Source organism: Niveispirillum sp. GW835-FHT14G11 (assembly GCF_058793615.1).
The window spans coordinates 531,800-552,361 of record NZ_JBXAFZ010000002.1 but is presented as its reverse complement, the minus strand read 5'-3'; the positions used below and the strand labels follow the sequence as shown (position 1 = coordinate 552,361).

Below are 20,562 nucleotides of genomic sequence, written 5' to 3'. Positions count from 1 at the left end.
TTGCCGAAAGCGGAAACTCATATAAGTTTTTCCGGGTGGGCCGGGGCGCCCGGCCAACCGGCCACGCCCTGAAAAATGCCAATAAAATACAACGGAACAGCGGAGATCAACGACGATGCGGAACGGACGTTTCCTGCCGGCCTTGATGACGGGTACGGCTTTATGTGCTTCGATGATTGTATCCAATGTGCCCGCCCTGGCGCAGGGCGCGGGGTCGCAGGCCGGCTCTCCCATCATGCTGGAGGAGATCGTGGTCATCGCCCGCCAGCGCAACGAGACGGCGCGCGAAACCCCGGTGGCGGTGGCTGCCTTCACGGCGGAGACGATCGAGAAGGCGGGCATCAGCGGCCCGGCGGATTTCCTGGCCCTGACCCCCAATGTCAGCTTCCTGCAGACCACCAATGTCGGCGAAAGCCAGGTGCATATCCGCGGCGTCATCCAGCCGCGCGATGCCGAGCCATCCTTCGCCTATGTGCTGGACGGGGTGCTGGTGCCCAATCCCAACGCCTTCAACCAGGAAATGATCGATATCGAGCAGATCGAGGTCATCAAGGGCCCCATCGGGTCGATCTATGGCCGCAACGCCATCGGCGGCGCCATCCTGGTCACCACCAAGAAGCCGGGGAACGAGGCGGAGGGCCAAGTGCAGGCCGGGTATGAGTTCCGGGGCAATGAATACAAGGTCGGCGGCTATGTCGGCGGTCCGCTGGTGGAGGACAAGCTGTTCGCCCGCGTCACCGCCATCTACAAGGATCGCGGCGGCTATTACGACAATGTCACCTTGAACAAGAAGGAAGATGATTTCAGCGAGGGGCTGGTGCGCGGCCGCCTGATCTACAAGGCGACCGACGATATCGAGATCGACCTGTCCGCCGGGTACGGCAAGATCAAGGGCTATGCCTTCAATTTCAACAATCAGACGGCGGGCACGCCCGGCTTCGTCAATGGCGTGAACATCAAGGACACCTCCATCGACTATGCCGGCAATGTCGACAGCTTCAACAACCAGGAGCGTGTCGATCTGTCCGCCAAGGTGGACTGGGATTCCGAGGCCGGTACCCTGACCTTCACGGCCGCCTATCATGACCTGAAGGAGAATATGGGCGGCGAGGGGGCGGTGGATCTGGCCCTGTTCGGCGTGCCGTTCCCCGGCGGGCCGGCGCCCGGTGACTTCTTCACCAACCCGGCGCTGATCGAGGGTTATGGCCCCACCCTGCGTGACGGCACCCAGTATCAGGAGCGCAATCAGGACGACACGTCCTTCGAGCTGCGCTTCACCTCGCCCGGCGAGAACCGGCTGCGCTATATCGCCGGCGCCTATTATATCGACTTCAACCGCGAGATCGTGCTGAACCGCGGCAATGATCTGGGGCAGGGGGTGGTGGTTGCCGACCCGCTGGGCGGGGCCGCCAACCCCATCGTGGCCGTCACCTGGACCGACAATGCCAATGATGCCTGGGCGCTGTTCGGGCAGCTGGCCTATGACCTGACCCCCGATATCGAACTGTCCACGGCCCTGCGCTATGACAAGGAGAACCGGACGTCGGAGAATTTGACGCCCGCCGCCTATTCCCCCATCCCCAATGTGCAGGGGCTGGTGCGCAAGGATAATTTCAGCTCGTTGCAGCCCCGCGTCTCCCTGCGCTGGAAGGCGACCGAGGATGTGTCGGTCTATGCCACCTATGGCGAGGGCTTCCGCTCCGGCGGCTTCAACCCGCTGGGCAGCCGCTTCAACATCATCAATACCGACGGCGTCACCAACACCACCGTGCAGGACCAGTTCGGCAAGGAGACATCGTCATCCTATGAGGCGGGGGTGAAGAGCCGCCTGCTGGATGGGCGGATGACGCTGAACGTGGCGGGTTTCAACACCAAGGTCGACAATGCCCAGTTCTTCCAGTTCTTCCCCTTCTCGCTGTCGCGGGTGATCTCCATCGTCGACCGCAACGAGATCACGGGCTTTGAAGTGGATGGCCAGGCGCGTCTGGCCGACGGTCTGGACCTGTTCTTCGGCTATGGCTATCTGCATTCCAAGATCAAGGAGAACAAGGAGCTGCCGCAGACGGTGGGCAACCGCTTCCCCTTCACCGCCAAATATGACGTGATCCTGGGCGGCCAATACACGGTGCCGGTGACCGCCGACTATGATCTGGCGGCGCGGGTGGAGTATAACCGCACCGGCCCGATGTTCTTCGACACGCTGAACACGCCCGGTACGGAACGCCCGGCCATCGATCTGGTCAATGTCCGCCTGGGCGTGGAGAATGAGGGCTGGAGCGCCACGCTTTATGCCCGCAACCTGTTCGACAAACGGTACAATGTCGATGGCGTGGTGCTGGTCGTGCCCAACACCACGGTCTTCAACTTCACCACCAAGGCCGTGCCGCGCACGGTGGGCGTGGAATTGAAGGCCCGGTTCTGAGGATAAGGTCAGGGCCCGCCCGTCGTGACGATGAGGGGTGGTGCCCGACCGTGCGGTGCCAAGGGGCGCAGTTTCATGCCCCTTGCACCGCCCGGCATTGCCCCAGCCAGGCGGCGGTGGCGGCCGGTGCCGTCAGGGGCAGCATGTGGCCGCCATCCGTCAGGGTGAGGGTGGCGTCGGGCAGAAGCGCCTGTGCCGCCGTGCCATGGTGGCGCCAGTCCAGCACCCGGTCGTCCCGGCCGAACAGGATGGAGACGGGCAGCCGCAAGTCGCCATAACGCGCCGCAAGTGCCGCCATGCCATCCCCCGCCGCCATCAGGTCGGCGCAGGCCGAGCGGAAGGCGGCGGGCCGCAGACCCAGAAGACCGCCCCCCGCCATGGCGAAATCGGCGGGCACCGGGTCAGGTCCAAACACCGTATCCAGGATGCGGTCCCGCTGCAGGATGGCCATCGGCGTGGCCAGCGTCCAGGACAGCAGCCAGCGCGTGAAGGGCGATCTGACGGTCAGCCCCCTGAAGCAGGCGGGCACACCATCCTGTGGACGGGTCAGAGGGGCGATCAGCGCCAAGCCGCCCGCGCAGTCGGGATGGTCCAGGGCCAGGGCCAGGGCGACAGCCCCGCCCAGCGAGTGACCCACCACCAACGGCTTGTGCAGGCCCAGCGCCCGGATCAGGCCGGCGATGATCGCGGCCTGGGCGCGCGGGTCCGCATCGGCGCCGGGGGCCCTTGTGGAATGGCCAGAGCCCGGCCGGTCCACCAGGATCACGCGATAACGGTCGGTCAGAAGCCCCAGCAGGCCATGGCTGAAATGGCGCATCTGCCCGCCCAGCCCATGGATCATTACCAGGTTGGGCCCGCTGCCGGCATCCAGATAATGCAGCCGGTGACCATCCAACTCCAGAAAGCTGCCCAGTGGCGGCAAGGCGCGTTCCACGCGCCGCGCCGTGATGCCGGTTAAGGCGACCAGTCCGCCCGTCCAGGCCCCGGCCAGCGCCATTCCCGCGGCAAGCATCCCCATCATCACTGGCCCCTCCCTTGCCCGTTCCGCCAGGGTCTGGGTACCATTGCCCAACAATATTGACAACGATGTAAATTATTTATTGACCCAATCCACCGGCATGCATAATGATCAGCACCCAAGGACGACGGGTGTTTCGATCGGTCCCGAGGGGGCAAGGCCCCCGCTCAAATCAAGAAAGATCCGGCTGCGGCCACCGGCTGGCGCGGCCCCGGGGAGGATATCGATGAGCGGTTTTGATCCGATCTGGCGTCGGACGTGCACCCGCACGGCCCGGCTGACCCTGACAGTTTCCTGTTTGGCGCTAAGCGCCGCCATCTCCCATGCCCAGGCGGCCTCGGAAGAGGTGCTGCTGGAAGAGATCATCGTCACCGGCACGATGATCCGTAATGTCGGCCCCATCGGCACCAATGCCATCGCGGTGCAGCGCGAGGATGTGGTGGCGTCGGGTGCCGCGTCCAGCAACGATCTGCTGGCCCAGATCCCGCAGGTCGGCAATTTCGGTACCGTCCCGCGCGCCGAAGGCAGCTATGGCCTGCCCATCGTGCGGCCCAATATCCGCAATCTGGCGGCGTCGGGCGGGGCCAGCACGCTGGTCCTGCTGAACGGTAACCGGCTGGTCGGGGCGGGTATCCTGCAGACCAGCGTCGATCCCAGCATCATTCCGCCCGACGCCATCGAGCGGGTGGAGGTCATTCCCGATGGCGGTTCGTCGATCTATGGGTCCGATGCCATTGGCGGCGTCATCAATTTCATCACCAGGCCCCGGTTCAACGGCGTTGCCGGCAATGCCCGCTATGGCCGTGCCGCCGATTACGAGAGTGCGGAGGCCAGCCTGATCGGCGGCCATGACTGGGGTTCGGGGTCCGCCTGGCTCTCCTATTCCTATGCCTGGCACGACAATGTCCTGGGCATCGACCGTGACTTCATGACCGCCGACCTGACGGCCAAGGGGGGCAGCGATTTCCGGGGCACGGCCTGTACGCCGGGCAATATCCTGCTGGGCGGCGTGCCCTATGCCCTGCCGGGGCGCACGCCCGGTGGGGTCAACCGCTGCGACCAGACCGACTATGCCGACCTGTATCCACGGGAGGAGCGGCACAGTTTCTTCGGCGGGCTGGTGCAGGAGGTCGCGGACGGGGTGGATTTCTCCGTCACCGGCTATTGGTCCTCCCGCGACACCATCACCCGCACGTCGCAATCGACGCTGAGCGGTACGGTTTCCCTGTTGAACCCGTATTTCCGGCCCATCGGCAATGAGACCAGCCATGATGTCGCCGTCAATTTCGACAGCGTCTTTGGCCCCAGCAATGTCGCCACCGGCTATTTCGAATCCTACGGTGTGACGCCGGAACTGGATATCGGCCTGGGTGGCGACTGGCAGTTACGGCTGGTCGGCAATCTGGGCCGGTCGAAGAACCGGACCCATGATGGTCAGATCGACAGCACGATGGCCACGGTTGCCCTGAATGGCACGACCAATGCCACCGCGCTGAACCCTTACAACCTTGCCGCCAGCAACCCGACCCTGCTGGCCGCCATCGACAATTATGAGAATCTGGGCCGCGCGACGCAGCAACTGGCGGAAATCCGCGCCGTTCTGGACGGGCCCTTGTTCAGCATTCCCGGCGGTGATGTGCGGGCGGCGGCCGTGGCCGAATACCATTACGATGATATGGACAGCATGATCGGCAGCGGCCCGGCCGGGGCGCCCAGCAGCACCTCTCGCGGAAAGGCCGACCGCAATGTGAAATCCGTGTTTGGCGAGGTGCATGTGCCGCTGGTCGGCGTGCCCAACCGGGTGGAGGGCATCTATGGGCTGGAACTGTCCGGGTCCGTCCGCCATGATGATTACAACGATGTCGGTGGCACCACCAATTCCAAGGTCGCCATGAATTACCGGCCGGTGAAGGATCTGACGCTCCGTGCCAATTACGGCACCTCCTTCCACGCGCCCAGTCTGGCCGACCTGGGCAATTCCGTGGATAGCCGGGTGCAGGTGGTGCTGTTCTCCCCCAACCGCAAGCCGGGCAGCCCCTTCACCGACCTGCTGCGCCCCACCATCGTGCTGGCCGGCGGCAATCAGAACCTGAAGCCGGAAACGGCGGATACATGGTCGCTGGGGGCGGATTTCCAGCCCGATGCCCTGAAGGGCCTGCGGGTCAGCGCCACCTATTTCAACGTGAAGTTCAAGGACGCCATCGGGCTGGCACCCGTATTGGCACCACAGATCTATTCCGATCCGAATTTCGCCAGCTATTTCATCCTGAACCCGACCCTGCAGCAGGCGATGGCGGCGGCCGGCGGCCTGCGCATCGACGGGGTGCCCAGCCTGCCCGCACTCTATGCCTTCTCCTCGCCCTATGTGCTGTTCGATGCGCGGCGCAACAATCTGGGCGCCATCCACACCGACGGCCTGGATTTCGAGGTCGATTACCAGCACCGCGCGGATTTCGGCATGCTCAGCGCGAAACTGTCCGGCACCTACACGCTGAACCGCAAGACCCAGGCCGTGCAGGGTGGGGCCTTCAGCAACGATCTGAAGAACGGCACCGGTCGTCTGGCGCTGGTGGCCAGTCTGGGTGCGCAGGTGGATCAGGTGACGGCGCGGGTGTCCTGGAACCACCGCGACAGCTACCCCATCCTGGGCGTGCCCAGTCAGACCCGGATCGGTGCCTTCAATACCATCGACCTGTTCGCCGCCTATGACCTGTCCGCCCTGGCCGAGGGGGTTTCCGTGACCGTCAATGTCGAGAACCTGTTCGACAAGGACCCGCCCTATTTCAACGCCGTTCCCGGCTACACCAATGGCAGCACCCTGGGGCGGATGGTTTCCGTCGGCCTGCGTACCAGCTTCTGAGGAGGGGAAGGATGCGGGATTGGCTGTACCGGACCGGTTGCGTGATGGCCCTGGCGCTGGCCGCCGGCTGTGCGGGGCCGTGGGGGCCGGACGGGATGCGGGTGGAATATGCCACCCGCCCCCTGGGCCTGGATGAACAGGCGCCGCGCCTGGCCTGGCTGTCCCCGGTGGCACGCCAGTACGCCTATCGCATCCGCGTGGCGGAGAGCGAGGCGGCGCTGGCGGCCGGTCCCCTGGTCTGGGACAGCGGCAAGGTGGCGGGTGACGGTAATATCCAGGTCGCCTATGCGGGGCCGGAACTGGCCGCCGGCAAACGCTATTGGTGGCAGGTCATGGTCTGGGACGCGGCCGGCAGGCAAGGCGGCTGGAGCCGGCCCGACTGGTGGGAGATGGGGCTGCTGTCGCCCGACCAGTGGCAGGCATCCTGGATTTCCGGGCCGGAACAGCCGGTTCATGACTGGCGCGATCTGGACCTGACGGTCGACCTGACCCTGAAAGGCCCGGCGCTGGATATCCTGTTCCGGGCGCGCGGCGAGGGGAAAAAATACGGGGAGGCCTATGTCTGGACCCTGTCCGACGCCAAGGACGGCCCCGTCCTGATCCAGTCCGTCCGGCGTTATACGGATGGCAAGAGTGCCGGGATCAAAACGACGGAACTGGCCCGCACCGCCCTTCCCGGCGGACCGCTGAAGGACCAGCGCCGCCGTCTGACCATCCGGGCGCAGGGGCCGCACATCACGACGTTGCTGGATGGGGTGCAGGTGGCCGCCCTCACCGATATGGCGCAGAGCCATGGCACCGTCGGCTTCACCGCCAAACAGGCCGAGGCGGCACTGATCCATCGGGTTACGGTGACGGGCAGCGGCTCACCACCCGTGGAGATCGGCTTCACCGCCAATGACAATCCCTTCACCGGGGGGGCTGTGGGGGCGGAGGGATTGCGGCTGGCGGCCGGGGTGCCGTCCATCGATATCGTGCTGCCCATGGAGGCGCCGGCCCCGCTGCTGCGCCGGGAATTCACCCTGCCGGCGAAACCGATCGTCCGCGCCCGGCTCTACTGGGCCGGGGCCGGCATGCCGCTTCTGTCGCTGAACGGGGCGGTATTGGGCGGCAGCGCACTGGGTGTGGGCTTCACCGCCTATGACAAGCGGGTGCTGGCCCAGGTGGTGGACATCACGGATCGGCTGAAACCCGGTGCCAATGTCATCGGGGCGGAACTGGGGCGCGGCTGGTACGGCGTCACCGATCCCAATGAATGGTATTTCCACCGCGCCCCCTGGCATGCCGATCCCGCCCTGCTGGCAAGGGTGGAGGTGGAGTTCAGCGATGGCAGCCGCCAGACGATCACGACGGACGGCGAATGGCGTGCGCAGCCCGGCCCCACCCTTTCCGACAGCATCTATCGCGGGGAGCGATATGATGCCCGGCTGGTGCCCGATGGTTGGGAAAAGGCCGGGCCGGCGCGGGTGGTCACCGGGCCGGCGGGCCGCATCGATTTCGCCAATGCCGAACCCATCGCGCCCGTGTCCAGCCTGAAGCCGGTATCGGTCACGGAAATACGGCCCGGCGTGCATGTCTATGATTTCGGGCGCATCATTGCCGGGTTGCCCGTGCTGAACGTCGCCGGTCAACGCGGGACCACCATTTCCCTGGTGGCCAGTGAGAAGCTGGACAAGGACGGCGAGGTGGTGCCCGCCTCCGGCCTGATCAATGCCCAGCTTCAGACCTATCGCTATACGCTGGCGGGAACGGGGCGGGAGCGCTGGGCGCCGCGTTTTTCCTATGCCGGGTTCCGGTATGTGCAGGTGGAAGGGCTGACGGGCAAACCGGGGGCCGATACGCTGACGGCGGAGATCGTGCATTCGGCGGTGGCCGACACGGGTGCCTTTGCCAGCGCCGATCCCCTGCTGGGTAAGATCGACGCGGCGGCCCGCGCCACCATCCTGAACAATCTGCACGGCTTCCTGACCGATACGCCGACCTTCGAGAAGAATGGCTGGACGGGCGATGCCCAGGCGTCGGCCGGGATGGCGGTGCGCAGCCTGGATGTGGCGCGCGTCTTCACCAAATGGCTGGCCGATTTCCGTGACGCCCAGGCCGAAAGCGGCGAAGTGCCGGAGGTGGTGCCGACCACGCCCTTCTATGGCTATCAGGATACGCCCGGCTGGAATCTGATCTGGGGGCCGACCCCGCCCTGGGACGTAGCGGCCCTGATCCTGCCCTGGGAAATGTATCAGGCCTATGGCGATACGCGCATCCTGGATCAGAACCATGACATACAGAAGCGGCTGGTGGACTATACGGCCGGCATCTTCAAGGCGCCGGATTATCGCGGGCGCCTGGGCCTGTCGGAATGGAGCCCGCCCGGCCCGTTGGACATCCTGAATGCAAGGGGCGGCGGTATCGATGCCGTCACCGCCGCCTATTTTTTCCTGGAGGCCGACCTGCTGTCGCGCAGTTCGGCAATCATCGGCAAGGGGGAGGATGCGGAACGCTACCGCGCGTTGGCCGATGCCATCCGGGAGGCCTATAACAGGCGTTACTGGGATGATGCCAACGGCTGGTACCGCACGGTCGATGCCAAGGGTGTGGCCGCCGGCCCCACCCAGATCCAGAATGTGCTGCCGCTGGCCTTCGGCATGGTGCCGGACGGGCGGGCGGCGGCGGTGGCGGCCACCATCGCGCGCGACGCGGAAAAGAACGGGTTGCGCACCGGCGTGTTCGCCACGCGTTATCTGCTGCCGGTGTTGAGCGATCATGGCTATGCCGATCTGGCCTATAAGCTGGCGACCCGCACGCAGGAGCCCGGCTGGGGCTGGTGGGCCGTGAATGGCCATCAGACGATGTTCGAGAGCTGGAGCCTGGAGAGCCGGTCGCGCGACCATCATTATTTCTCCTCCATCGGCGACTGGATGCGTACACGGCTGGCCGGATTGCGGCCGGGGGCGCCCGGTTACAAGCAGGTGCTGGTCCGGCCGGAAATCCCCGACGGGCTGGAATGGGCCGAGGCCTCGCTGCGCACGGTTCATGGGCGTGCGTCCAGTGGCTGGCGCGTCACCAAGGGCGCCCTTACCCTGACGGTGGAAATACCACCCAACACCACAGGCATGGTCTGGCTGCCCAGCCGCTTCGGCCCTGTGCGCGCGGCGCCCAAGGATGCGGAGCGGGTGCGGGAGGAGGCGCATTTCACGATCTACAGCGTGGGGCCGGGCACGCATCGTTTCACCACGGGAGGGGACAAATGAGGCATCGTATCGCCACCGCGCTTGCCGCCTTGCTGCTGACCACGGCATCGACCGCAGCCGAGGTGAAGATCGAGAGCGGTTCGCTGCAGGGCGTCGTGGCCGATGGCATCACCTCGTTCAAGGGCATCCCCTATGCCGCGCCGCCGGTGGGGGATTTGCGCTGGCGCCCCCCGGCCCCGCCCGCCGGGTGGGAGGGGGTGCGCAAGGCCGACCGCTTCGGCCCCGACTGCATGCAGAACCCGCTGCCCGGATCAAAATCCCCCGTCCAGCCCAGCGAGGATTGCCTTTATCTGAATGTCTGGACGCCTGGGACGTCGGGGGCGCCGGTGCTGGTCTGGATACCGGGCGGCGGCTTCGTCACCGACAGTGCGGCCAACCCCGTCATGGACGGGGCGGGGCTGGCACGGCGCGGGGTGGTGGTCGTCACCTTCAATTACCGGCTGGGCCGCTTCGGCTTCTTCGCCCATCCCGACCTGACGCATGAAAGCGGGGAGGGGCCGACGGGCAATTGGGGCTTCATGGACCAGATCGCGGCCCTGCACTGGGTCCGGGACAATATCGCCGCGTTTGGCGGCGACCCGGCCAATGTCACCCTGATCGGGGAGTCGGCCGGGGGTGAGTCCGTCTCCCGCCTGATGGTGTCAGAACCGGCGCGCGGCCTGTTCCACAAGGCGGCGGTCATTTCCGGGGGCGGGCGTGACCGCTGGCCCACGCTGGCCGAGGCGGAGGCCAAGGGTTTGGCCTTTGCCAGGGATGCCGGCGCCAAGGGTGGGCTGGCCGACCTGCGCGCCCTGCCGGCGGACAAGGTGCGCGGCGGCATCACCCTGCTGGACAAGGAAGAGAAGACCTGGTCCGGCCCGATCACCGACGGGCGCATCCTGCAGGGCGACCTGATCCCCCGTTTTGCGGCAGGGGCCCAGGCCAAGATCCCCTTCATCGTCGGCGCCAATGATGACGAGTTCAGCTTTGTGCCGCCGATCTTCCGGATGTTCCTGAACGGTCCGCATGAAAAGGTGGTGGAGCCGAACAAGGCGGCAGTGCGCGCCGCCTATGGCTCCGACAGCGCCATGCGCCGCGCCATCGCCAGCGACGTGGTGTTCGTGGAGCCTGCGGTGGCGCTGGCCAGACGCCATGCCGCCACGGGGGCGCCCACCTGGCTCTACCGCTTCGGTTATGTCGCCGAGGCCAAGCGGGAGGAGGGCAGTGGCGCCGGCCATGCCACCGACATGCCCTTCCATTTCGCGACCCTGGACCAGACCGATATCAAGCCCAGCCCGGCCGATCAGGCGATGGCGACCCGGATGGGCGACCTCTGGACCCGCTTTGCCCGGACAGGCGACCCCAATGGCGGCGGCCTGCCATCCTGGCCCCGCTATGACGCGGGGGCACCGCAGATGCTGTTCCTGGGGGTCGAGACCAGGACCCTGTCCGCCGCTGAACCGGTGATCGACGCCATCGCCGCCGCACGAGATGCCACGCCATGAGGAATTTCACCCGCCGCCTTGTCCTGATCGGCAGTATGGGTCTGCTGCTGGCCGGCTGTGCCCGCACCGTCACCCTGTCGGAAGGCACATCCGTCCCGCTCTGGCCCGAGGGGCCGCCCGGCGCCATCGCCAACATGCCGCCGGAGGTGACGGAGGACCGGATACCGTTCGGTACCATCACCCGCAACATCTCCACCCCGTCGCTGCTGGTGTTCCAGCCGGCCAGGCCCAACGGTACCGCCGTGATCGTGGCACCGGGCGGCGGCTTTCACCTGCTGTCCATCGAGAATGAGGGGATCGCGGTCGCCAAATGGCTGAACAGCCTGGGCGTCACGGCCTTTGTCCTGCGCTACCGCCTGATCCCGACCGGGGAGGATGTGGCCATCAAGCTGTTTCAGCGCATCGCCAAGCGCAACGAGATGGACGCGGCCCTGGCCCCCCTGCGTCCGCTGGTCATTGCCGACGGACAGCAGGCGGTGCGCCATGTGCGGGAAAAGGCCGCGACATATGGCGTGAAGCCGGACCGCATCGGCCTGATGGGCTTTTCCGCCGGCGGGGCGCTTGCCGTCTGGTCGATCCTGACCCAGGACCGGACCAGCCGCCCGGATTTCGCCATGGCGATCTATCCGGGCCTGCTGCCCGACCCTTTACAGGCGCCGGCGGGGGCGCCGCCGCTGTTCGCCCTGGCAGCGGCGGACGACAACATCGCCGCCCCGGACACCAACCGGCTGGCCGCGGCCTGGCGTGCGGCCGGGCTGGACGTGGATCACGTCACCTATCCGACCGGTGGCCATGGTTTCGGCATGAAACAGCAGGGCAAGCCGACCGACGCCTGGACGGCCCGGTTGCAGCAATGGCTCGACGCCAAGGGATTGTTGTCGAAATGAGAAACAGGAAGATCACTGCCCTGACCCTGGGCGCGCTGGCCGGCCTGCTGGTGGGTTGTGCCCAGCACAAGGCTGATCCACCGCCGCGCATCGCGCAATGCGAGGGGCTGACCGGCCTGACCTTGGCCGATGGCAAGATCGAGGCGGCGACCCCGGTCGCGGCCGGCAAGATCGTGACCCCGGATGAGGGCAAGATCGGCCTGCCGGCCCCCGCCGCCTTCTGCCGCGTGCAGGCCCGCCTGACGCCGACGCCGTCCTCCTCCATCCGGATCGAGGTCTGGCTGCCCGATGCCGGGGCCTGGAATGGCAAGCTGCTGGGCGCCGGCAATGGCGGTTTCGGCAGCAACATGCAGGTACCGTCGCTGGTCATGCGGGGCGGCGTGGCCAAGGGCTATGCGTCCGTCGGCAGCGACATGGGTCATGTCGGCAAGTCCGATGTCGATGCCAGCTGGGCGCCCGGCCAGCCGGAAAAGGTCCGCGATTATGGCTGGCGGGCCAATCATCTGGCCGCCGCCACCGCCAGGATTGTCATCGCCGCCTATTATCCGGCGCCGCTGGATGCCAGCTATTTCCATGGCTGCTCCGATGGCGGGCGCGAGGCGCTGATGGAGGCGCAGCGCTTCCCGGATGATTACGACGCCATCCTGGCGGGTGCCCCCGCCATTCCCTGGGCGCGGCTGGCCACGGCGATGGCCATGAATGACCGGGCCGTGTTCGGCAATCCCGACAGCGCCATTGCCAATGCCAAGCTGCCGTTGCTGCAGAAGGCGGCCCTGGCGCGCTGCGATGCGCGGGACGGGGTGACGGACGGGGTGATCGATGATCCGCGGACCTGTGATTTCGATCCCGGTGTGCTGACCTGTCAGGCGGGGGATCAGCCCGACTGCCTGACGCCGGCGCAGGTGGCGGCGGTGCGCGCCCTTTACCGGGGGCCGGTTGATGGCAAGGGCAAAGCCTTCTATCCCGGATATCTGCCGGGGATGGAGGCGACGCCCGGTGCCTGGGACCTGTGGCTGACGGGGCCGGGCGCCCAGCACGGCAAATTCTCCACCGAATTCTTCCGCCATTTCGTGCATGGCGATCCCAACTGGACCACGAAGGATTTCCGGCTGGACAGCGATTTCGCCAAGGCCCATTCCATGCAGGGGGAGATCAATGCCGATGATCCGGACCTGGGGCGTTTCTTCGCCAAGGGCGGCAAGCTGATCCTCTATCACGGCTATGGTGATGCCGCGATCCCGCCGCAGAATACCGTCGATTATTATCAGCGGGTGCTGAAGGCGGGTGGCGCCAGGGCGGCCCGGTCGGTGCGCCTGTTCATGATGCCCGGCATGTCGCATTGCCTGGCGGGGCCGGGGCCGAACGTGTTCGACGGGGTCGGCGCACTGGATGCCTGGCACCGGGGCGGGCCGGCGCCCGAACGCATCACGGCCACCAAGTTCGACAATGATTATCTGGGCTTCCTGGGCATGCCGGCCAAGCCCGTCCGCACCCGCCCGCTCTGCGCCTATCCCCAGGTGGCGCGCTGGACGGGCAGCGGGTCCACCGATGCCGAAGCCAATTTCACCTGCACCGATCCTTCCCCCCAACCCTGAAAAAGCGGCCGGTGCAACGGCCCTTCCATCCCCAACAGGAGACGACCCATGAAGACCCTTCTTCCCCTGTTCGCCGCCATGGCCCTGCTGCTGTCCCTTCCCGCCCATGCCCAGGCCAACCAGAGCCCGCCGGCACCCGCCGCCGCGACCCCTTTTTCCCTGGACACGCCGATTGAGGAACTGGCGGCGCATGACGGGGCCAAGGCGGCGCTGACCAGCACCCTGCCGGGCCTGCTGGAGATCCCGCAATATGAGATGATCAAGGGCCTCAGCCTGCGTCAGCTGCAGCCCTATTCCGGCGGCAAGCTGACCGACGAGTTGCTGTCCCGCACCGAGTTGGCGCTGGCGGGCGTCAAATGAGACGGCCTGTCCTTGGCAGATTGGCGGTGGCCGGGGTAGCGCTGGCCCTGGCCGGCGGGTCCATGGTGAAGGCAAAGGATACGGCGCCGGACCTGACGGTGAAGGTGCAGGATCTCATCGGACAGATGACCCTGGACGAGAAGATCAACCTTCTGGCCGGCGCCGGCATCATGGAACTGAACGGCGTGCCCCGGTTGGGCGTGCCGGGTATCAGGGTGACCGATGGTCCCACCGGCGTGCGCTCGCACGCGGATAAGCCGGCCACCGTGTTTCCCGTGGGCGTGGCCATGGCCGCCACCTGGAATACCGAACTGGCGGGCAAGGTGGGGGCCGCCATCGCAGACGAGGCGCGGGCACATGGCGCCTCTGTCCTGTTGGCGCCCACGGTCAACATCGTCCGCACCCCGCTCTGGGGCCGCAATTTCGAGACGTACTCAGAGGACCCGCATCTGGCGGCCCGCATGGGCCTTGGCTATGTGCAGGGGGTACAGGGGCAGGGGATCGGCGTCTCCTTGAAACATTTCGCGGCCAACAATCAGGAAACCAACCGTTTCTTCGTGGACAGCAAGGTGCCGGCCCGCACCCTGCGGGAGGTCTATCTGCCGGCCTTCGAAACGGTGGTGAAGCAAGCCGATCCCTGGTCGGTCATGGCCTCCTACAACAAGGTCAACGGCACCTATGCCACGCAGAACCGCTGGTTGCTGACCGGCCTGCTGAAGAAGGAATGGGGCTATGCGGGCATGGTCGTGTCCGACTGGGGCGCCACCCATGCCACGGCGGCGGCGGCCAATGCCGGCATGGACCTGGAAATGCCGGGGCCGCCGGCCAATTTCGGAACCAGGCTCCGTCAGGCCGTGGACAAGGGCGAGGTCAGCCAGGCCCAGATCGATGAGAATGCCGGGCGCGTGCTGCGCCTGATCCTGCGGTCAACGGTCAAGGGCGGAGACGGCACCATTCCGGCCGAGATGAAACAGGCCCATGCCGATCTGGCCCGCGCGGCGGCGCGGGAGGCCATCATCCTGTTGCAAAACAAGCAGGATGTGCTGCCCCTGACGCCGTCCATCCGTACCCTGGCGGTGATCGGCCCCAATGCCGATGTTATCCGGGTTCAGGGGGGCGGGTCGTCGGCTGTGGTGCCGTTCGACAGCATCCCCACGCCCCTGGCGGCCTTGGCGGAAGCGCTGCCCGGTACCCGCATCCTGTATGCCCAGGGCGTGGATAATGAAGAAACGCCGCCATCGGCCGATGCCGCCCTGCTGAGCCCCGATGAGCAGCGGGGGCGCAAGGGGCTGCGGGCCGACTATTTCGCTACGCCCGACCTGTCGGGACAGCCTTTGCGCAGCGAGGATGTGGCCAGTTTCAGCAAGCGCATCGCCGGCAATCAGGCCAAGGCCGACGCGGTGGGCTATGCCGCGCTGCGCTGGTCAGGCTGGTTCTGGCCGGAACGCAGCGGCCGGCATGAATTCAGCGTGCGCGGCACGGGCAAGGCCAGCCTGTCGCTGGATGGCAAGCTGATCCTGGACCGGGCCGTGAAGGGGGTGCCCGACCCGCGCGATGTGATCGGCTTCCCCGTGCTGCGCCGCACGGTCAGCCTGGATATGGAAGCCGGGCGCGGTTACCGCATCCAGCTGGATTACATCACGGGCCAGACACCTTATGAGGCGCTGGTCTTTGGGCTGCGTCAGCCGGCGCCGGATATTGAGGCGGCGGTCGCGGCGGCACGGGAAGCGGACGCCGCCATCGTGCTGGTCGGCTCCTCCTCCATGACCGAAGGGGAAGGCTATGACCGCACCACCCTGGCTTTGCCGGGTGAGCAGGACCGGCTGGTCAGTGCCGTGGCGGCCGTCAACAAGCGCACAATCATTGTGGTGAATAGCGGGGCCGCCGTCACCATGCCCTGGAAGGATCAGGCGGGCGCCATCCTGCAGCTCTGGCTGCCGGGACAGGAAGGGTCACGGGCGCTGGCCGATCTGCTGCTGGGCAAGGCCAACCCGTCCGGGCGCCTTCCCGTCAGCTTCCCGGCCAGGGATGGCGACATCGCCGTCGATCTGGCGGCACTGGAAAGCCATTATGCGGAAGGCTTGCTGGTCGGCTATCGCGGGTTGGAGGCCAAGGGGATAGCCGCGCTGTTTCCCTTCGGGCATGGCCTGTCCTATTCGACCGTCAGCTACGGCAAGCCGAAGGCCCCGGCCCGGATAAGGGGTGGTGAGTCGGTGACGGTGTCGCTGGACCTGCGCAACAACGCCGGCCCGGCGGGGCAGGAGGTGGCGCAACTTTATGTTGCCCCCACCCGGCGTGCCGCCGACGAGCCACCGAAACAGCTGCGTGCCTTCACCAAGGTCGCGCTGGCAGCGGGGGAGAAGCGCCGCATAACCCTGACGCTCGACCCGCGCGCCTTTGCGGCCTGGGACGAGGCGACGGGCCAATGGCGGGTGCGGCCGGGCGATTACGACCTGCTGGTCGGCCCCTCCTCGGCCGATATCCGGCAGCGGGTCCGTGTCAAGGTGGCGGGCGGGGCGGCGACCGTACCCTAATAGAACGACGGCAGCAGCCGGGCGACCATCTTGCGGGTGGCGTCCGGCTCCCGGTCCAGGGCATCGCGCATGAAGCCGCCGATCAGGGCGTCGGCGAAGGCGTTATGGGCGATGAACAGGATGCTGGATTTCAGCCGCCCGATGGACAGTTCGCTGTTGGGGGGCAGCCGCTTCTCGATCTCCCGGACCAGCGCCTGGATGGACAGGCGGATCGGTTCGAACCTGTCCGTATCGCCACTGATCGCGATCCAGGCCGCCAGCTTGGCGGCACCCCCCTGGCTGTAGGCATCGAAGACGATATCGATCATCTCCCGCTGTGCCAGCGGGTCATCCGACAGGATGCGGGTGATGGCCTCGCCCAGGGCCGCGTTCAGGTCGCACAGGATCATGGCCATCAGGGCGGTCTGCAGCCCGGCGGCTGAGCCGAAATGATGGATCAGGTTGACATGGGTCATGCCGATGCGGCGCCCCACCTCCTGCAGGGTGACTGCGCCGGGTCCGGCTTCCACGAGACAGGCGCGCGCTGCCTCCAGGGCCAGACGGCGGACTTCGTCGGGGTTGCGGCGGGGACGGCGGGCGGGCTTGGCGGGTTCTGTTGACATGATTGTCAATATAGTGCGCGGCCCCGGTCCGGTCGAGGAAATCCCTCTCGAGAAACGAGAAAGCCGCTTGTCTCCGACGCGTCATGTTGTTAATTACAATAATGTAAATAAAGGAGACCGCGTTGCCTCCCGCATCCAACGATCCACGCGATCGCGACGACCCGTCCGTTGAATTCCTTGATGTGCTGATCGTCGGGGCCGGCCTGTCCGGTATCGACGCCGCCTGTCGGCTGACCCTGCATTGCCCGGGCAAGCGCTGGGCCTTGGTGGAGGCGCGGGACCGGATCGGCGGAACCTGGGACCTGTTCCGGTATCCCGGCATCCGGTCGGACAGCGACATGCACACGCTGGGTTTCCCCTTCCGCCCCTGGAAGCAGACCAACGTCATCGCCGACGGTCCGGCCATCCGAGACTATATCGAGGATACGGCTCGCGAATATGGGGTGATGCCGCATATACGCTTCGGGTGGCGTATCACCGGGGCCGACTGGTCCAGCCGGGACCAGACCTGGACAGTGACGCTGGAAACGCCGGACGGGCCAAGGCGGCTGCGCTGCGGCTTCCTTTACATGTGCAGCGGCTATTACCGCTATGATCACGGCCATAAGCCGGACTTCGCGGGCCAGGGCGATTTCCGCGGCCGCATCATCCATCCCCAGCATTGGCCCGACGATGTCAGCGTGGCTGGTCGACGGGTGGTGGTGATCGGCAGCGGTGCCACGGCCGTGACCCTGGTGCCGGCGCTGGCCCGGCTGGGCGCGCGTGTGACGATGCTGCAGCGCTCCCCCACCTATATCGTTTCCCGCCCGCGCCGCGACGGGCTGGCGGAACGGCTTTACCGGCTGCTGCCGGAACGGCTGGCGGCACTGCTGGTGCGCTGGAAATATATCGGGTGGAGCCTGCTGACCTATCGCCTGTCGCGCCGCCGGCCCTCCCTGGTCCGCCGCCGCATCATTGAGGCGGTGCGCAATGCCGTCGGGCCGGGCGTGGATGTGGACCGCCATTTCACGCCGACCTACGCGCCCTGGGACCAGCGTGTCTGTCTGGTGCCCGATGGCGATCTGTTCGCGGTGCTGAAATCCGGGGCGGCCGACATCGTCACCGGCCGTATCGAGGGTTTCACCCCGACCGGCCTGCGTCTGGAGGATGGGCGGGAGATCGCGGCCGACATCATCGTCACCGCCACCGGCCTGGAGATGCAATTGCTGGGGGGTGCGGTGCTGAGCCTGGATGGCACACCGGTGGATATCGCCGACCGGCTGGTCTATCGCGGCATGATGCTGTCCGATGTGCCCAACCATGCGCTGGCCATCGGCTATGTCAACGCCTCCTGGACGCTGAAATGCGACCTGACGGCCCGGCAGGTCTGCCGCCTGCTGAACCATATGGACCGGCAGGGTTACGGGGTCTGTGTGCCCCGCCCGGCGGATGCCGGCGCCGCGCGCCTGCCGCTGCTGGGCCTGAGCGCCGGCTATGTGCGGCGTGGACGCGCGCAGATGCCGTCACAGGGGGAAAGGCCCCCCTGGCGCGTGCGTCAGAACTATCTGGCCGATCTGGCCGGCTTCCTGTTTTCCAAGCCGGCGGACGGTACCCTGGAATTCCGGCCCCGGCCGGACGGAGACAAGCAATGACCAAACCCATGCAGTTGCGGGGCCGTACGGCCGTGATCACCGGTGCCGGCGGTGGCATCGGTCGGGCCATCGCCCTGTCCTTGGCAAGGCGAGGCTGTCGCCTGATGCTGACCGATATCGATCTGCCTGCGGCCCAGGCCACGGCCGTGGCGGCGGCGGGCGAATACGGGGTGGAGACGCTGGCCGCACCGCTGGACGTGGCCGACCGTGCGGCGGTGGCCGCCTTGCCGGCGCAGGTGCGGGCGGCGTTCGGTGGGGCCGACCTGCTGGTCAACAATGCCGGGGTGGCGCTGGGCGGCAGCTTCACCCAGGTGTCGGAAGCGGATTTCGACTGGCTGATGGGCATCAATTTCCAGGGCGTGGTCAGCATGACGCGCGCCTTCATCCCGCTTCTGTCGGCCAGCGACGATGCGCGGCTGGTCAATCTTTCCTCCATCTTCGGCATCGTCGCCCCGCCGGGCCAGGCCGCCTATGCCGCCGCCAAATTCGCCGTGCGCGGGTTCAGCGAGGCGCTGCGCCATGAACTGGCGGGCAGTGCCATCGGCGTCACCATCGTGCATCCGGGCGGGGTCGCGACAGCCATCGCCAGCAACGCCCGCACGCCCAGGGGTGTCAGCGCGGAACGGCTGGCCGAACAGCAGGCGCGGGCGCAGCGCCTGTTGACCATGCCGCCGGCCCAGGCGGGGGAGATCATCGTGCGCGGCATCGAACAGCGCCGCACCCGCCTGCTGGTGGGCCGCGACGCACGGCTGGCCGACCTGATCCAGCGGCTGTTTCCCGAACGCTACTGGTCGGTGATCGGGCGCTGACGGCTGTGCGCGCCGCCACAGCGGGCGGGGTGGCGTTGCTGCACGGTGTCCACCGATGATCATGATCGACCGGGAAGCCAGACGCCGATGACGCACCGCTCCGCCCTTACCGGCAATCGCCAAACCCCTGCTGCCCGCGCCGGGACACGCCATCCCGTCTCCGATCATTTCGACGGCGGACGCTTCTTCAACCCGCATGTCGTGGGGCAGGAAAAGGGATTGGGCGATCTCTGGCGCTGGATGACGGGGCGCAATCCGACACCCTGGCCGGATTGGCTGGACAATGACCCCTGGCCGAAGCCGGTGCCGGTGGCGGCCGACGCCATTTCGGTGACCTTCATCGGCCATGCCTGCTTTCTGATCGGTATTGGCGGGCGCTGGTTCATCACCGACCCCGTCTATGGCAACCGGGCCAGCCCCGTTGCCTTTGCCGGACCGAAGCGGGTGCGCGCCCCCGGCCTGGGTTTTGACGATCTGCCGCCGCTGGATGGCATCCTGGTCAGCCATAACCATTATGATCATCTGGACCGTGCCACCTTGCGCGAACTGCATCGCCGGTTCCAGGCGCCTGTCGTCACCAGCCTGGGCAATGCTGCGCTGATCGGCAGCGCCGGTCCGCGCGTGGTGACGGAACTGGACTGGTGGCAGTCCCACCTTCTGGCCGGGGTGGAGATCACCTATGTTCCCGCCCAGCATTTCGCCGCGCGCGGCCTGTTCGACCGCAACGCCACCCTGTGGGGCGGTTTCGTGCTGCGCGCCCGGGGACACAGCCTGTATTTCTGCGGCGACAGCGGCTATTGCCCGCATTTCAAGGAGATCGGGGCGCGCTTCCCCGGTATAGACCTGTCGCTGCTGCCCATCGGTGCCTATGAGCCGCGCTGGTTCATGCGCATCATGCATATGGATCCTGCGGAGGCGGTGCGGGCGCATCTGGACCTGGGCAGCCGCCGCAGCATCGGCATGCATTACGGCACCTTCGCCGGCCTGACGGATGAGGGGATCGACGACCCCGTCACGGAACTGGCCGCCGCCCGCGCGGCCCATGGGCTGGGGGAGGCGGATTTCGGCACGCTGGCCGTGGGGCGGACGCTGGTGCTGTAGCGGTATCCCCTCTG

13 protein-coding genes are annotated in these 20,562 nt (G+C 66.7%); 11 read left to right on the top strand and 2 right to left on the bottom strand.

The features are described 5' to 3' along the window. Positions 1 to 172 precede the first annotated feature (172 nt). Complete coding sequence (locus tag AC1Q7F_RS05810) at positions 173 to 2,422, top strand: TonB-dependent receptor (protein WP_492504726.1); 2,250 nt, start codon at positions 173 to 175, stop codon at positions 2,420 to 2,422. Between the two features lie 73 nt (positions 2,423 to 2,495). Here the strand turns inward: AC1Q7F_RS05810 and AC1Q7F_RS05805 are convergent, their stop codons facing one another. Further along, positions 2,496 to 3,443, bottom strand: coding sequence for an alpha/beta hydrolase (locus AC1Q7F_RS05805; RefSeq protein WP_492504724.1), 948 nt, complete (start codon positions 3,441 to 3,443; stop codon positions 2,496 to 2,498). A 223-nt stretch (positions 3,444 to 3,666) separates the two neighbouring features. Between AC1Q7F_RS05805 and AC1Q7F_RS05800 the strand changes: the two genes are divergently transcribed. Genes AC1Q7F_RS05800 through AC1Q7F_RS05770 form a run of 7 tightly spaced genes read left to right on the top strand, consistent with a single transcriptional unit; the run spans position 3,667 to position 16,405 of the window. Further along, on the top strand, positions 3,667 to 6,300 hold the full coding sequence (locus AC1Q7F_RS05800; RefSeq protein WP_492504722.1) for a TonB-dependent receptor domain-containing protein: 2,634 nt from the start codon (positions 3,667 to 3,669) through the stop codon (positions 6,298 to 6,300). An 11-nt stretch (positions 6,301 to 6,311) separates the two neighbouring features. After that, positions 6,312 to 9,545, top strand: a complete 3,234-nt coding sequence (locus AC1Q7F_RS05795) for a family 78 glycoside hydrolase catalytic domain (RefSeq protein ID WP_492504720.1) — start codon at positions 6,312 to 6,314, stop codon at positions 9,543 to 9,545. After that, positions 9,542 to 11,029 (top strand): carboxylesterase/lipase family protein, encoded by a 1,488-nt coding sequence (locus AC1Q7F_RS05790; protein WP_492504718.1) that lies wholly within the window; start codon positions 9,542 to 9,544, stop codon positions 11,027 to 11,029. The genes AC1Q7F_RS05795 and AC1Q7F_RS05790 overlap by 4 nt, the downstream gene beginning before the upstream one ends. Next, positions 11,026 to 11,916 carry an alpha/beta hydrolase gene (locus AC1Q7F_RS05785; RefSeq protein ID WP_492504716.1) on the top strand — a complete coding sequence of 297 codons (891 nt, stop codon included), beginning with the start codon at positions 11,026 to 11,028 and terminating at the stop codon, positions 11,914 to 11,916. Before AC1Q7F_RS05790 ends, AC1Q7F_RS05785 begins: the two co-directional genes overlap by 4 nt. Continuing rightward, complete coding sequence (locus tag AC1Q7F_RS05780) at positions 11,913 to 13,511, top strand: tannase/feruloyl esterase family alpha/beta hydrolase (RefSeq protein WP_492504714.1); 1,599 nt, start codon at positions 11,913 to 11,915, stop codon at positions 13,509 to 13,511. The genes AC1Q7F_RS05785 and AC1Q7F_RS05780 overlap by 4 nt, the downstream gene beginning before the upstream one ends. A 48-nt stretch (positions 13,512 to 13,559) precedes the next feature. Next, positions 13,560 to 13,871 carry a hypothetical protein gene (locus AC1Q7F_RS05775; protein WP_492504712.1) on the top strand — a complete coding sequence of 104 codons (312 nt, stop codon included), beginning with the start codon at positions 13,560 to 13,562 and terminating at the stop codon, positions 13,869 to 13,871. Then, positions 13,868 to 16,405 (top strand): glycoside hydrolase family 3 protein, encoded by a 2,538-nt coding sequence (locus tag AC1Q7F_RS05770; RefSeq protein ID WP_492504710.1) that lies wholly within the window; start codon positions 13,868 to 13,870, stop codon positions 16,403 to 16,405. Before AC1Q7F_RS05775 ends, AC1Q7F_RS05770 begins: the two co-directional genes overlap by 4 nt. On the opposite strand, the gene AC1Q7F_RS05765 is transcribed toward AC1Q7F_RS05770, so the two are convergent. Further along, positions 16,402 to 17,007 (bottom strand): TetR/AcrR family transcriptional regulator, encoded by a 606-nt coding sequence (locus tag AC1Q7F_RS05765; RefSeq protein ID WP_292903979.1) that lies wholly within the window; start codon positions 17,005 to 17,007, stop codon positions 16,402 to 16,404. The two genes, AC1Q7F_RS05770 and AC1Q7F_RS05765, sit on opposite strands and share 4 nt — an antisense overlap. Before the next feature lie 122 nt (positions 17,008 to 17,129). Here AC1Q7F_RS05765 and AC1Q7F_RS05760 point away from each other — a divergent pair, with 122 nt between their 5' ends. The 3 genes from AC1Q7F_RS05760 (at position 17,130) to AC1Q7F_RS05750 (ending at position 20,548) form a co-directional block, all read left to right on the top strand. Beyond that, complete coding sequence (locus AC1Q7F_RS05760) at positions 17,130 to 18,638, top strand: flavin-containing monooxygenase (RefSeq protein WP_492504708.1); 1,509 nt, start codon at positions 17,130 to 17,132, stop codon at positions 18,636 to 18,638. Continuing rightward, the gene (locus AC1Q7F_RS05755) at positions 18,635 to 19,447 is read left to right on the top strand and encodes an SDR family NAD(P)-dependent oxidoreductase (RefSeq protein WP_492504706.1); all 813 of its coding nucleotides are present in this window, start codon (positions 18,635 to 18,637) and stop codon (positions 19,445 to 19,447) included. The genes AC1Q7F_RS05760 and AC1Q7F_RS05755 overlap by 4 nt, the downstream gene beginning before the upstream one ends. Positions 19,448 to 19,534: 87 nt before the next feature. After that, the gene (locus tag AC1Q7F_RS05750; RefSeq protein WP_492504705.1) at positions 19,535 to 20,548 is read left to right on the top strand and encodes an MBL fold metallo-hydrolase; all 1,014 of its coding nucleotides are present in this window, start codon (positions 19,535 to 19,537) and stop codon (positions 20,546 to 20,548) included. Positions 20,549 to 20,562 lie beyond the last annotated feature (14 nt).